A 12,439-nucleotide genomic window follows, 5' to 3' on the forward strand; every position below is an offset into this window, starting at 1 on the left:
TCCTTTGGAATGATTATAGCAGACTGCCCGTCAAAAGAAAACCCCGCGGACCGGAGGGTCCGCGGGGCAGAGTGTGTCCGATTAGCCCAGGAAGAACTGGCTGACGCTGATGACCAGACCGCAGAACACGATGGACACGGTGGAGACCAGCTTGATGAGGATGTTCAGAGAGGGGCCGGAGGTATCCTTGAAGGGATCGCCCACGGTGTCGCCGATGACGGCGGCCTTGTGGCAGTCGGAACCCTTACCGCCGTGCTTACCGGACTCGATGTACTTCTTGGCGTTGTCCCAGGCGCCGCCGGCGTTGGACATGAACACGGCCATGGCGAAGCCGGTGACGGTCACGCCGCCCAGCAGGCCCACAACGGCCTCCACGCCCAGGATGCAGCCGGTGACGATGGGCACCACGATGGCCAGCAGAGAGGGAACCACCATCTCATGCAGGGCGCCGCGGGTGCACAGGTCCACGCAGGAGGCGTAGTCGGGATCGGTCTTGCCCTCCATGATGCCGGCGATCTCCTTGAACTGACGGCGGACCTCCACCACGATGGACTGGGCCGCACGCTGCACGCCGCTCATGGTGAGGGCAGCGAAGATGAAGGTGAGCATGGCGCCCACGAAGATGCCCACCAGCACGGCGGGGTTGGTGAGGGCCAGGTCGATCTCTCCGCCGATCTTGCCCTTGACCACGTCCACATAGGAGACCAGCAGGGCCAGAGCGGTGAGGGCGGCGGAGCCGATGGCGAAGCCCTTACCGGTGGCGGCGGTGGTGTTGCCCAGGGAGTCCAGGGCGTCGGTGCGGTTGCGGACCTCCTCGCCCAGGCCGCTCATCTCAGCGATGCCGCCGGCGTTGTCGGCCACGGGGCCGTAGGCGTCGGTAGCCAGAGTGATGCCCAGGGTGGAGAGCATGCCCACCGCGGCGATGCCGATGCCGTACAGGCCCTTATTGAAGAGCTCGGCATAGTCGGCGGAAGAGGTGGACAGGGAGCCGCCGGCGGCCAGGAAGGAGACAATGATGGCGATGCCCACGATGACCACAGGAGCGGCGGTGGACATCATGCCCAGGGAGATACCGCCGATGATGGTGGTGGCGGCGCCGGTCTCGGTGGAGTCGGCCAGCTTCTGGGTGGGCTTGTAAGTATCAGAGGTGTAGTACTCGGTGAAGTAGCCGATGGCGCAGCCGGCCACCAGACCGGCCAGGATGGCCACATAGACGCCCATGCTGCCCAGGATGAAGTAGGTCAGAGGAGCGGCCAGGATGGCAGCCAGGATGGCGGCGGTGTAAGTGCCCTTGCGCAGGGTGCCCAGCAGGTCGCGCTGGCTGGCGCCCTCTTTGGTGCGGATGAGGAAGGTGCCCAGGACGGAGCAGATCACGCCCACCACGGCGATGGCCACGGGCAGGAGCATGGCGTTCCAGGCCTTGTCGGCGCCGGCATAGGCGGAGGCGCCCAGGGCGAAGGTAGCCAGGATGGAGCCAACGTAGGACTCATAGAGGTCGGCGCCCATGCCGGCCACGTCGCCCACGTTGTCGCCCACGTTGTCGGCGATGGTGGCGGGGTTGCGGGGGTCATCCTCGGGGATGCCGGCCTCTACCTTGCCCACCAGGTCGGCGCCCACGTCGGCGGCCTTGGTGAAGATGCCGCCGCCCACACGGGCGAACAGAGCCATGAAGGAGGCGCCCATGCCGAACATAACCATGGTCTGGGCGATCTTGGTGGCGTCATAGCCGGCCACATACTTCAGGATGTGGAACCAGACGGACACGTCCAGCAGGCCCAGGCCCACCACGGTGAAGCCCATGACCGCGCCGGAGGAGAAGGCCACGTTCAGGCCGCGGTTGAGGCTCTCGTGCGCGGCGTGGGCGGTGCGGGCATTGGAAGAGGTGGCGATCTTCATGCCGATGAAGCCGGCCAGGGCGGAGTAGATGCCGCCGGTCAGGAAAGCAAAGGGAATAAACCAGTTGTCCAGCTGATTGGTGGCCACCAGGATCAGCAGGATCACGAAGACCACGGCAAAGATCCTTGCCACGGTGGAATACTGGCGCTTCAGATACGCGTTGGCACCCTGACGGATGGAAGAGGCGATCTTCTGCATCAGTTCGGTGCCCTCGGAGAACTTGAGCACCTTGCGGCTCTGGACCACGGCGAAGAGCAGCGCGATCACCGCGCCCACCAGCCCGATCCAGAAGAGGTTCTGTGCGTTCATTTTCCCAACTCCTTTAATCATGTGGAAACCACGCTAAGGGGCGGCTTCCTTCTCTCTTTGATGCCTTAATCTTAGCGCAAATCCACTGCATTTTGCAAGCTCTTCCTGTTCCATAATTGTACTGACAATATCATTTTTACTCTTTACACAATTTATATGATTTTATCCTTTTCTTTTCATCCATTATTACCAAATCAAACCCATCAAAAAGCGCCCTCTGTCCGCAGACAGAGAGCGCTTTTACCGCCGGCTTAAATGACCCACTCGCTGTGGATCAGCCCCACCAGATACCACTGCTCCTCATAGGCGGAAAACACCAGCTTAAGGGAGCACCAGTCGAACTGCTCCTTCTCCGGCCGCAGGCCGGGAAAGTAGCACTCCACAAAGCGGTCCTCCGGGAAGATCTCCCGGACATTCTCCAGGGCGTTGCCACTGGCCAGCACCTGGTCCACCGCCTGCTCGGGGGCATAGAGATAGTCGGCATTGTACACATAGGTACAGATATACTCCGGTATGGTCAGACTGATCTGGTCGCCCACACCGTCCCGGAATCCCCAGAGATACCGGGTCTTGTCCTCCGCGGCATCGGCGATCTGGTCGGGCAGGAAGCACAGATCGCTCTCCGGGTCCACGGTGGAGTAGGGGGTGAAGGTCACACCCTTGACCGGATGGACCATTTGACTCAATGCGGCATAGTCTTCCTCTGACAGGCTCGTCAGCACTTCCTTGGCCCGCTCCAGCAGGAGGGCGTCGTCCCCTGTGTCCAGGGGAGGGCGCGCCGTCTCGCGGGACGGGGCGGCACCGCGGCTGGGCAGTGCGGCGGAGGAGGCGGTGCGCATCGTATTGCGCACGGGCAGTTCTCTCCCAAAGAAAAAACTGCTGGTGCACAGACTTCCGATCGCAACGCAGCAGCACAGGACGAGCACGCACAGGGAAACGGCCTTTTTCATAGGACACCTCGCTTCCATGGGATACGGCTTCCCTATTGTACTGTAATATGATCAAAAAAACAACAACAAATGGTTACAAAACCGGCGCAGATGTCAAATGTTCTTGCGACTTTGTTCGATCTGTTCTATAATAAAGCTGTTCCAAACCGCACATAGAGCGCGGTTTCGCCCCGCTGCGCGCCGCGCTCTCCTTCTGAACGGATTCTGATTTGGAAACATGAGGTGATTTTGTATGCATGAGCATGAACTGCAATTCCATATCCAGTGTGGGCAGGGCGACGTGGGCCGCTACTGCATCCTGCCCGGCGATCCCGGCCGCTGCGAGAAGATCGCCGCCTACTTCGACAACCCGGTCAAGGTCCAGTCCAACCGGGAGTACACCACCTACACCGGCACCCTGCTGGGGGAAAAGGTGAGCGTGTGCTCCACCGGCATCGGCGGCCCCTCCGCCGTCATCGCCATGGAGGAGCTGCACAAGATCGGCGCCGACACCTTTATCCGGGTGGGCACCTGCGGCGGCATCAACCTGAAGGTCAAGAGCGACGACGTGGTCATCGCCACCGGCGCCATCCGCCACGAGGGGGCCAGCCGGGAGTACGCCCCCATCGAGTTCCCCGCCGTGTCCGACTACGAGGTCCAGGAGGCCCTGGTGGCCGCCGCCAAGGACCTGGGCAAGCCCTGGCACGCCGGCGTGGTCCAGTGCAAGGACTCCTTCTACGGGCAGCACGACCCCAGCCGCATGCCCGTGTCCTACGAGCTGCTCCACAAGTGGGAGGCCTGGAAGCGCCTGGGCGTGCTGGCCTCCGAGATGGAATCGGCCGCCCTCTTCTGCTGCGCCGCCGCCCTGGGGGTGCGCTGCGGCTCCTGCTTCCACGTGATCTGGAACCAGGAGCGGGAGCTGGCCGGCCTCGATCAGACCGAGAGCCACGATCTCTCCGCCGCCATCGAGGTGGGCATTGAGGCCCTGAAAAAACTCATCCTGGCCGACCGGGCCAGACAGGCGTGATCCCACGCCCCCTTGGAACGCTGCCGCGCCGGACCGAACTGCCGGCGCGGCAGCCGATTTTGATTCTCAAATGTAAGGAGGTCCTTTCCAATGGAAGAAACCACCGTGGTGCGGCTGGAGGCCTGGCACCTGCTGGATGAGGAGCGGGGGGCGCCCTATCTCTGCCGCGCCCTGTCCCTGCCCGAGGGGGACGACGTCCTCTCCTGCCTGTCGGACACCCTCAGCGACGGGGAAACCTCCCTGGGTCTGGTGCTCATCGGGGCCGACCTGATGCGGGAGAGCAGCTGGGGAAAGCAGCTGCTGGGCGTCCTGACCCAGGCCGCCAACACCAACCGGAAGCTGCACCTGGTTTTCCGCGACTAAAAAACATGCAGGCATTTTTAAGAGGGGGAGAGCGCCCTATGGCGCTCTCCCCCTCTTTTCTTATGCTCACACAAGACCCAACAGGCGGGCCAGGGCGGCCGTCAGGATGCACAGCCCCATCCCCACCGCCGTGGGCAGAAGCCAGGCCAGCGCCGTCCACTTCCAGCTGCCGCTCTCCTTCCGCACCGTGAGACAGGTGGTGGAGCAGGGCCAGTGGAAGAGGGAGAAGAGGATCATGCACACCGCGGTCAGTCCGGTCCAGCCCTGCTCCACCAACAAAGCCCGCATCTCCTCCAGCTCCCCCAGCTCCAGCAGGCTCCCGGAGGAGAGATAGGTCATCAGAATCAGGGGCAGGACAATCTCGTTGGCCGGAAAGCCCAGGAGAAAGGCCATCAGGATCACTCCGTCCAGCCCCATCAGCCGCCCCAGGGGGTCCAGAAAGGCGGTGCAGTGCTGGAGGATGCTCCCCCCCTGCACCTCCACATTGGCGCACAGCCAGATCACCAGCCCCGCCGGAGCGGCCACCGCCGCCGCCCGGGCCAGCACGAAGAGGGTGCGGTCCAGTACCGAACGCACGATCACCTGCCCCACCCGGGGCCGGCGGTAGGGGGGCAATTCCAGCGTAAAGGAGGAGGGGGTCCCCTTCAGCACGGTGGCCGAGAGGAGCCGGGAGGCCCAGAAGGTCAGGACTACCCCCAGCACGATGAGCCCCGTCAGGAGGACCGCCGCCCCCAGGCTCTCCCCCCATCCCCCGGCGGTCCCCACGAAGAACATGGAGATCAGGGCGATCAGGGTGGGAAAGCGGCCGTTGCAGGGCACAAAGCTGTTGGTCAGCATGGCGATGAGCCGCTCCCGGGGGGAGTCGATGATGCGGCACCCGGTCACCCCCGCCGCGTTGCACCCGAAGCCCATGGCCATGGTGAGGGCCTGCTTGCCGCAGGCGTGGGCCTTCTGGAAGGCGTGGTCCAGCACAAAGGCCACCCGGGGCAGGTATCCGAAGTCCTCCAGCAGGGTAAAGAGGGGGAAGAAGATGGCCATGGGGGGCAGCATGACTCCCACCACCCAGGCCAGGGTCCGGTACACCCCCAGCACCAGCATGTCGTGGAGCCACTGGGGCGCGCCCAGGTAAGTAAAGAGCCCGCTCAGCCGGTCCTGGAGCCAGAACAGCCCCTGGGAGAGGAGCTGAGAGGGGTAGTTGGCCCCCGCCAGGGTCAGCCAGAACACCCCGGCCAGCAGCAGGAGCATCACCGGGATCCCGGTCAGACGGCTGGTGAAGATCCGGTCCAGCCGCCGGTCCCGGCGGTTGCTGTCCGGCTGAACCGAGGAGACCACGGCGTGGGCCATGTCCTCGGCCCGCCAGATGAGGCAGGAGACCAGCCGCTCCCGGAGCAGCTCCCCCTCCAGGCCCGCCCTGGCCAGCTCGGCGCGCACCTCGGTGAGACAGCGCTCGATGCCCGGCTCCTCCCGCAGGTCCCGGCCCAGGGCCTGTGTGATGGACGCCAGCGCGGAGCTCTCCCCGTCCAGCAGGCGCAGGGCCGTCCACCGGGGCGGAAGGGCCCCGCACCGCCCGGACACCTGGGTGGTCAGCACCTCCAGCGCCCGCTCGATGGGCGGGAGATACCGGGGGAGTTTTGCCTGGGGCGGATGGGCGATCACGTCCTCCACCGCCGCCAGGAGCTCCTCCAGCCCCTCCCCCCGGCCGGCCGCCGTCCCCACCACCGGGACCCCCAGCCGCCGGGAGAGCTCCGCCAGGTCCACCGAGATCCCCTTCCGCTCCGCCTCGTCCAGGAGATTGACGCACACCACCGTGCGGCTGTGGAGCTCCAGGGTCTGGAGGACCAGGTTCAGGTTGCGCTCCAGCCCGGTGGCGTCGCACACCACCACCGCCGCGTCCGCCCCGCCGAAGCAGAGAAAATCCCGGGCCGCCTCCTCCTCCGCCGAGCGGGCCAGGAGGGAGTAGGTCCCCGGAAGATCCACCAGCAGATAGCCCCGCCCTTTGTGTTCACACCGCCCCTGGGCGGCCGCCACCGTCTTCCCCGGCCAGTTGCCGGTGTGCTGCCGCAGATGGGTCAGGGCGTTGAAGAGGGTGGATTTCCCCACGTTGGGGTTCCCCGCCAGGGCGATGACCCGGTCCTCCGGGTGTTCCCGGCGCAGGACCCATTTCCCCTCCACCGCGCCCGTACCGGTGGAGGCCGCGGTCAGTCCCATGCGCCCACCGCCTCCTCTTCCAGGGGGAGCTCCGCCCCCGCAAAGAGACAGACCTCCTCCGCGTCCGCCCGGCGCAGGGCGATGACCGCTCCCCGGAAGGCATAGGCCGCCGGGTCCCCCGCCGGACTCTTGCCCACACAGGTCACCCGGGTGCCGGGGACCAACCCCAGATCCATCAGCCGCCGCCTCAGGGCCGAGGCGGCCTCCACCCGGCACACCCGTGCCTCCTCGCCCACACCCAGGGCGCTCAGTCGTGGTTGTTCTCTCATATATGAAACCCTCCGGACATATGGATGATGTTGGCAGTCTCTGCCAGGAGGAAAGGGAGTTTCCTCCTCCTATCCTATGGTGTTCGCGCCCCCGGCGTGCCCCCGAAAGGAGTCTGAGAGGATGCCCCGTCCGGCTGTCCGTCCCGCCCGGCCCACCGGAGCCGCCGCCATCCCCCTGTGCTGGGGGGCGGTCCTCCTGTGCCTGTGCCTGGCCCTGCTCTTCCCCCTCCGCTCCCCCGGGCGGGAGACCCCTTCCGCCCCCGCCATGGTCCCCGCGGCCCGCGCCGCCCTGGAGGCCCTGCCCGCCTCCCTCTCCCCCCAGCGCAGGGCCCTCCTGGAGCACGCCTGCACCCTGGTGGGCCATGTGCCCTACTTCTGGGGCGGAAAGTCCGCCGCCCCCGGCTGGGACCCGGCCTGGGGAGAGCTCCGGCAGGTCACCGCCCCCGGCTGCGCCGACTCGGGCAAGCGCCTCCCCTACGGTCTGGACTGCTCCGGCCTGGTCTCCTGGGCCGCGGCCAACACCCTGGAGGACTCCGACGCCCTTGCCCTGGTGGGGGACGGGGTGCGGGCCCAGTATGCCGCCAGCACCCCCATCGACTGGTCCGACCTCCTGCCCGGGGACCTTCTCTGCTTCCCCGACCTCTCCCACATCGGGCTGGCCCTGACGCCCGCCCCCGACGGCACGGTGCCGGTGCTCCACTGCTCCCGCAGTCTGGGGGGCGTGGTCATCACCGCCGACGCCGCGGGGGCCGGGTTTGCCCTGGCCGCCCGGCCCGGCTGGCTCCCCGCCTCCTAGGCCGCTCCTTTTTTGGCATGCTGAGGTTCCCTTTTGTGCAAAGGGAGCCCCCCTCTCCCTGGGTTCTGCCGCTTTTTCGTTTTTTCTAACAAAATTCGTGCTTCATAGTTGACGTTTCCTCCAAATCTCGGTAGAATAGGATTTGTAAATCCGTTCTACTCTGGCCGCAGCCTCGTGCTGCGGCTCCAATTTTGCTGGAGGTGCGTCTATGACCGAAAATAAAATGGGCGTTATGCCGGTGGGCAAGCTCATTTTTACCATGTCCCTGCCCATGATCCTGTCCATGCTGATCCAGGCCCTCTACAATGTGGTGGACAGCGTGTTCGTCTCCTGGATCAATGAGGAGTCCCTCACCGCCGTCTCCATGGCCTTCCCCATTCAGAACCTGATGATCGCCGTGGCGGTGGGCACCGGCGTGGGCGTCAACGCCCTGCTCTCCCGCAGCCTGGGCGAGAAAAACTACGACATCGCCAACCGGGCCGCCGAGAACGCGGTCTTTCTGGCCGTCATCAGCTGCCTGGTCTTCACCGTCCTGGGCACCCTGGCCGCCCGGGTCTTCTTCGCCGTGCAGAGCACCGATCCCCAGATCGTGGAGTACGGCACCCTCTACCTGCGCATCTGCTCCCTGGGCTGTGTGGGCATCTTCATTGAGATCACCATGGAGCGGCTCCTGCAGGCCACCGGGCGCACCTTCTATACCATGATCACCCAGGGCGTGGGCGCGGTCATCAACATCGTGCTCGACCCCATCCTGATCTTCGGCCTGGGACCCTTCCCCCAGATGGGCATTGCCGGCGCGGCCATCGCCACCGTGACCGGACAGATCGTGGCGGGCATCCTGGCGTTCTTCTTCAATGCCGCCTGCAACCATGATATTCACCTCTCCCTGCGGGGCTTCCGCCCGGACGGCCACATCATCCTGCGGATCTACTCGGTGGGTATCCCCTCCATCGTGATGAACTCCATCGGCTCGGTGATGACCTTCGGCCTCAACCAGATCGTGGGCGCCTTTACGGCCACGGCCACGGCGGTGCTGGGCATCTACTTCAAGTTCCAGAGCTTCGTGTTCATGCCCATCTTCGGCCTGAACAACGGCATGGTCCCCATCGTGGCCTACAACTACGGCGCCCGGAAGAAGGAGCGCATGGTGCAGGCCATCCGGCTGTGCATCATCGCGGCCGTGCTCATCATGCTGGCCGGCCTCCTGGTGATCCAGTTCTTCAGCGCCCAGATCCTGATGCTCTTCAAGGCCTCCGAGAACATGCTGGCCATCGGCGTGCCCGCCCTGAAGATCATCTGCATCAGCTTCCTGTTCGCCGGGTTCAACGTGATCGTGTCCTCCACCCTTCAGGCCCTGGGCCACGGCTTCCTCAGCATGGTCATCTCCATCATCCGTCAGCTGGTGGTCCTCCTGCCGGCGGCCTACCTCCTCTCCCTGAGCGGGAACCTGACCCTGATCTGGTGGTCCTTCCCCATTGCGGAGCTGGTGGCCTTCCTGCTGTGTATCTTCTATCTGCGGCATCTCTACCAGCGGGTCATCCAGCCCCTGGAGGCCGAGAATTGATGTACTCCGTCCCTCCCCTGCCTCCGGGCGCGGGAGGGACCTTTTGTTTCCCATCCCGCTTTTTTCAAAATTTTCAAAAAAAGTAATTGACATTTGGACAGACCCATGCTATTATAACTGAGCTGACATCGCTAAGGCGTCCGCAAGCCCATGCGGGTGTAGTTCAATGGTAGAATCCCAGCCTTCCAAGCTGGTCGCGTGGGTTCGATTCCCATCACCCGCTCCATATGCGCCTGTAGCTCAGGTGGATAGAGCAACTGCCTTCTAAGCAGTGGGTCAGGGGTTCGAGTCCCTTCAGGCGTGCCATTACCACACGGCGTGGTGGTGTCCAGCGGTTGTACATATGGTGGGTGTAGCTCAGTTGGTTAGAGCATCGGATTGTGGTTCCGAGGGTCGTGGGTTCGAGTCCCATTACCCACCCCATAACAACTCAAGGCGGAAGGGCCGGAGCGTCCGCTCCGGCCCTTCCCTTTTGGGCTTGCGTAATGTAGGGGTGTAGCCAAGTGGTAAGGCACGGGACTTTGACTCCCGCATTCGCTGGTTCGAACCCAGCCATCCCTGCCATTTTATCTGAATATGACTCGTTAGCTCAGTCGGCAGAGCAACTGCCTTTTAAGCAGTGGGTCCGGGGTTCGAATCCCCGACGGGTCACCATATGAACGAGGGTCGACTTTTGGAACAGATTGTTTGGACTGTCCCAAAAGTCGGCCCTTGTTTTATCCTCAAAGCCTTGCTATTCAAGGGTTTTGCCGTGATCAGCGGTCCGTGCGAATCTGGACATTAAAATCCAAACAGTTGAAAACAGCGGCAGAAGCAGCAAAAAATCTGAAATCCGAACCCCGCTTTCCAGAAACAGAACTTCTATTGTTCGTTAAAAAATGCGTCCTCATATTGCTCTGGCGTTTGAAGGTTCAGAGTGGTATGCGGGCGTTTTTGATTATAAAAGGCAATGTATTCGTCAATCTTCTTTCGCAGTTCAGCCTCGGAGCGGTAAGTACTGCGGTAAAACTCCTCCTTCTTGAACATAGCGAAGAAGGATTCCATCACGGCGTTGTCATGGGGCGTTCCCGCATTGGAGAACGACTGTGTGATTTTTAATTTCTTCAGTAGCTGACGGAAGGCATGGGAAGTATATTGACTCCCCTGGTCGCTGTGAAAGATCAAATTTTCTCCCGGCATTCTGGAATCGTAGGCCATCCTGAGCGTCGCCGTGATTAGCTGTGTACTGTTCCGAGTGGATACCTTATGGGCAATTACTTTCCTGGAATATAAATCAACAATGGCACAGAGGTAATAATACCGATCCTTCAGTTTCATACAGGTAACATCACTGATCCAGATGCAGTTCGGTGCATCTACATGGAATTGCCGCTGTAAAATGTTAGCTTTCCGCTCATAGCTGTTGGATTTTTTCCACTGTCGTTTAGAAGTGGTGGATACGCTGCTCAGCCCCATCTCAGTCATAAGTTCCCGTACCAATGTTGTGCCAGCTCGATAACCGCGCTCATGAAGCACAGCACAGATTCTTTCACTCCCGAACGTCTGTCGGCTTTCCTCAAAGATTTCCTGAATTGCCGTTCGCAGTTCTTCCCGATGTTTGGCATAGGAGCTGTTATCCCGTTTGTTCCGCTTGATGTGGTTGTAAAAGGTTCCCCTCGGAACATCTAAGGCTTTGCAGAGAACATGGACACTAAACTGGCCATAGAGCGGTTCCAGTACTGCAAGCTTCTCCTGAGTTGTCGCGTTGGTGATCGCAGGAATGGATTTCAAAACCGCGATAATTTGTTCCTGCTTTCCACAGCGGCGGAGAAGGGTATCAAAATCTTTTGGGGTAATGGTGCGGGAACTGTCCTTAGATTCAACAGGCCGATAGGCTTGAATCCAACTGTAAAAAGTGCTTCTGGGAATCTGGTGATCTTGGCAGATCTCAGTAACCGATTTTCCGTTGTAATATAGACTGACCAATGTACGTTTTTCTTTCTCATCGTAACGCATTATGTGATCTCCTTTCACTTTATTTTGCTGTTTACGGCAATTTAAGTGTATAGAGAGTTCACAGAATACTGCAAGTTTCCCTGGAAAATTAAACTATATACAAATTATCCCTAATATGCTAATCTATTAATGGAAATAGTGGAAAAGCAGTCTATTCAATATTTGTTGGAATGACAACAAAATATTAAAGTAGGGAGCTGAATTATGGGATTGTTTTCTGGACTGAAGGCCATGAAAAAAGTGGAGAAGATAAAGGCTGGTGGCAAGGAACTTCTTTCTATTGCAGATATTACTAACCTTATTATTAACTTGCCGGACGCAAAACGCAATCTCTCAAGTAATCAATTTAGCGCTGTGCATTCTCTTTTTCAATGCTTGCAGAAATGCCGGACAAATATGGAATTAGATTTGACAGGTTACTATGAGGAAGCTGCCATAATAATCGGAATTTTTAACCAGATCGCTCCTTACGAAAAGTATTCTGGTATGGAACAGACAGAAGCACTTTTCTTTATGAATGGGATTAAGCCACTACTTGACGAGCTAAAGCCCAGAAGCGAGGCACTATTAAACAGTATTAAAGTAAGCTGTCCGGAATTAAATAAATACTTTTCATTAAAAACGCAGGATATTGAGCTCCTATTAACAGAGATGGTAAATAGTCGAAAGGCGAAAGAAGATGATGACTACATAAACTATTTAATGCAAAATTGTCATTTTCTGAAGAGAGAACATGCAACAGCGTTTTATGGCGTACTTATAGCAAACGCCTTGTACGGAAAAAACAAAGCATTAGATTTGATGGATCAACTTTTTTTGAAATGGATAAATTCTGAAACTCATGAAAGTATTAATAGGCCAATGGAAGAACGCATATATGATCCGCAAAGTAAAATTGCCTTTTTCTGTGGCGTCTTATTTCCAAATGGCGTAGTGACCAAAGAAGAAAGTGACCGCTTGTCAAAAACTTACACAGACTTGTGGATACAGCACACCATGAGGTTGAGAGAAAAATAATCCTTTCACATATTGTGCGACATCTATACTGTTGCGATGTTCCAAAAAGAAGGACACGCTTCGGCG

The 12,439-nt window shown here is 60.0% G+C and carries 10 protein-coding genes and 5 tRNA genes; 10 read left to right on the forward strand and 5 right to left on the reverse strand.

Annotated features, from left to right (window positions below; genetic code table 11):
• Positions 1-81 precede the first annotated feature (81 nt).
• Both H8S34_RS01655 and H8S34_RS01660 read right to left on the reverse strand, forming a co-directional pair.
• Positions 82-2,205, reverse strand: a complete 2,124-nt coding sequence (locus H8S34_RS01655; RefSeq protein ID WP_235964170.1) for a sodium-translocating pyrophosphatase — start codon at positions 2,203-2,205, stop codon at positions 82-84.
• Between the two features lie 251 nt (positions 2,206-2,456).
• On the reverse strand, positions 2,457-3,155 hold the full coding sequence (locus H8S34_RS01660; protein WP_186962864.1) for a hypothetical protein: 699 nt from the start codon (positions 3,153-3,155) through the stop codon (positions 2,457-2,459).
• Between the two features lie 232 nt (positions 3,156-3,387).
• Here H8S34_RS01660 and udp point away from each other — a divergent pair, with 232 nt between their 5' ends.
• Positions 3,388-4,161 carry a uridine phosphorylase gene (udp, locus tag H8S34_RS01665; protein WP_101693631.1) on the forward strand — a complete coding sequence of 258 codons (774 nt, stop codon included), beginning with the start codon at positions 3,388-3,390 and terminating at the stop codon, positions 4,159-4,161.
• A gap of 90 nt (positions 4,162-4,251) precedes the next feature.
• Positions 4,252-4,524 (forward strand): hypothetical protein, encoded by a 273-nt coding sequence (locus H8S34_RS01670; protein WP_101693632.1) that lies wholly within the window; start codon positions 4,252-4,254, stop codon positions 4,522-4,524.
• 66 nt (positions 4,525-4,590) lie between these two features.
• Here the strand turns inward: H8S34_RS01670 and feoB are convergent, their stop codons facing one another.
• Positions 4,591-6,732, reverse strand: coding sequence for a ferrous iron transport protein B (gene feoB / locus H8S34_RS01675; RefSeq protein ID WP_186962955.1), 2,142 nt, complete (start codon positions 6,730-6,732; stop codon positions 4,591-4,593).
• Positions 6,723-7,001, reverse strand: coding sequence for a FeoA family protein (locus H8S34_RS01680; RefSeq protein WP_101693633.1), 279 nt, complete (start codon positions 6,999-7,001; stop codon positions 6,723-6,725). The genes feoB and H8S34_RS01680 overlap by 10 nt, the downstream gene beginning before the upstream one ends.
• Positions 7,002-7,122: 121 nt before the next feature.
• Between H8S34_RS01680 and H8S34_RS01685 the strand changes: the two genes are divergently transcribed.
• The 7 genes from H8S34_RS01685 to H8S34_RS01715 all read left to right on the forward strand — a co-directional run bounded on the left by H8S34_RS01685 (position 7,123) and on the right by H8S34_RS01715 (position 10,015).
• Complete coding sequence (locus H8S34_RS01685) at positions 7,123-7,797, forward strand: C40 family peptidase (protein ID WP_279287823.1); 675 nt, start codon at positions 7,123-7,125, stop codon at positions 7,795-7,797.
• A 208-nt stretch (positions 7,798-8,005) separates the two neighbouring features.
• Entirely contained in the window at positions 8,006-9,361 is a 1,356-nt protein-coding gene (locus tag H8S34_RS01690) for an MATE family efflux transporter (RefSeq protein WP_101693635.1), read from the forward strand.
• Positions 9,362-9,513: 152 nt separating this feature from the next.
• Positions 9,514-9,587 (forward strand) — tRNA-Gly (locus H8S34_RS01695).
• Positions 9,588-9,590: 3 nt separating this feature from the next.
• Positions 9,591-9,667, forward strand: a tRNA-Arg gene (locus tag H8S34_RS01700).
• 40 nt (positions 9,668-9,707) lie between these two features.
• A tRNA-His gene (locus H8S34_RS01705) sits at positions 9,708-9,784 on the forward strand.
• Between the two features lie 66 nt (positions 9,785-9,850).
• Positions 9,851-9,925 (forward strand) — tRNA-Gln (locus H8S34_RS01710).
• A gap of 14 nt (positions 9,926-9,939) precedes the next feature.
• Positions 9,940-10,015, forward strand: a tRNA-Lys gene (locus H8S34_RS01715).
• A gap of 207 nt (positions 10,016-10,222) precedes the next feature.
• On the opposite strand, the gene H8S34_RS01720 is transcribed toward H8S34_RS01715, so the two are convergent.
• Positions 10,223-11,356 carry an IS3 family transposase gene (locus H8S34_RS01720; protein ID WP_186962866.1) on the reverse strand — a complete coding sequence of 378 codons (1,134 nt, stop codon included), beginning with the start codon at positions 11,354-11,356 and terminating at the stop codon, positions 10,223-10,225.
• 231 nt (positions 11,357-11,587) lie between these two features.
• Between H8S34_RS01720 and H8S34_RS01725 the strand changes: the two genes are divergently transcribed.
• The gene (locus H8S34_RS01725; protein ID WP_186962867.1) at positions 11,588-12,373 is read left to right on the forward strand and encodes a hypothetical protein; all 786 of its coding nucleotides are present in this window, start codon (positions 11,588-11,590) and stop codon (positions 12,371-12,373) included.
• Positions 12,374-12,439 lie beyond the last annotated feature (66 nt).

The organism is Pseudoflavonifractor hominis, from assembly GCF_014288125.1.
GTDB lineage: Bacteria > Bacillota > Clostridia > Oscillospirales > Oscillospiraceae > Pseudoflavonifractor_A > Pseudoflavonifractor_A gallinarum.

Coding starts and splice junctions, on each gene's coding strand:
- H8S34_RS01655 (WP_235964170.1), bottom strand. CDS start 2,205: ATGAACGCACAGAACCTCTTCTGGATCGGGCTGGTGGGCGCGGTGATC.
- H8S34_RS01660 (WP_186962864.1), bottom strand. CDS start 3,155: ATGAAAAAGGCCGTTTCCCTGTGCGTGCTCGTCCTGTGCTGCTGCGTT.
- udp (WP_101693631.1), top strand. CDS start 3,388: ATGCATGAGCATGAACTGCAATTCCATATCCAGTGTGGGCAGGGCGAC.
- H8S34_RS01670 (WP_101693632.1), top strand. CDS start 4,252: ATGGAAGAAACCACCGTGGTGCGGCTGGAGGCCTGGCACCTGCTGGAT.
- feoB (WP_186962955.1), bottom strand. CDS start 6,732: ATGGGACTGACCGCGGCCTCCACCGGTACGGGCGCGGTGGAGGGGAAA.
- H8S34_RS01680 (WP_101693633.1), bottom strand. CDS start 7,001: ATGAGAGAACAACCACGACTGAGCGCCCTGGGTGTGGGCGAGGAGGCA.
- H8S34_RS01685 (WP_279287823.1), top strand. CDS start 7,123: ATGCCCCGTCCGGCTGTCCGTCCCGCCCGGCCCACCGGAGCCGCCGCC.
- H8S34_RS01690 (WP_101693635.1), top strand. CDS start 8,006: ATGACCGAAAATAAAATGGGCGTTATGCCGGTGGGCAAGCTCATTTTT.
- H8S34_RS01720 (WP_186962866.1), bottom strand. CDS start 11,356: ATGCGTTACGATGAGAAAGAAAAACGTACATTGGTCAGTCTATATTAC.
- H8S34_RS01725 (WP_186962867.1), top strand. CDS start 11,588: ATGAAAAAAGTGGAGAAGATAAAGGCTGGTGGCAAGGAACTTCTTTCT.